We start from the raw sequence: 346 nt of genomic DNA, 5'->3' as shown, positions 1-346 counted from the left end.
CTAAGCAATGTTGCTGGGTCTAAACTTTCAGAAATCACAGTCCTTAAATTATTATCACCGAAAGCATAGCCACCGATAGTTGTTACGCTACTGGGAATAGTGACACTGGTTAAATTATTATTAGCGAAAGCACCTGCAACAATACTTATTATACTATCAGGAATAGTAACACTGGTTAGTGAATTATCCCAGAAAGCAAAACTACCAACAGCAGTTACCGTGTATGTAATACCATTATTGGTAACTGTTGTAGGTATGACTACCGTAGTACTTATGCCAACATAATCCGATACTTCAACTGTAGTTGGGTTTGTTAACGATGTTATGGTATATTCAATACCATCTA

1 protein-coding gene is annotated in these 346 nt (G+C 36.4%); it reads right to left on the bottom strand.

The window, feature by feature from the left end; translation table 11 throughout:
* Positions 1-346, bottom strand: a 346-nt coding sequence (locus DZ60_RS0122130) for a leucine-rich repeat domain-containing protein (RefSeq protein ID WP_025744162.1), incomplete at both ends; no start/stop codon positions are given.

Origin of the sequence: Aquimarina pacifica (assembly GCF_000520955.1) — a bacterium.
GTDB classification, from domain to species: domain Bacteria; phylum Bacteroidota; class Bacteroidia; order Flavobacteriales; family Flavobacteriaceae; genus Aquimarina; species Aquimarina pacifica.
This window is presented reverse-complemented; position numbering and strand designations above follow the sequence as displayed.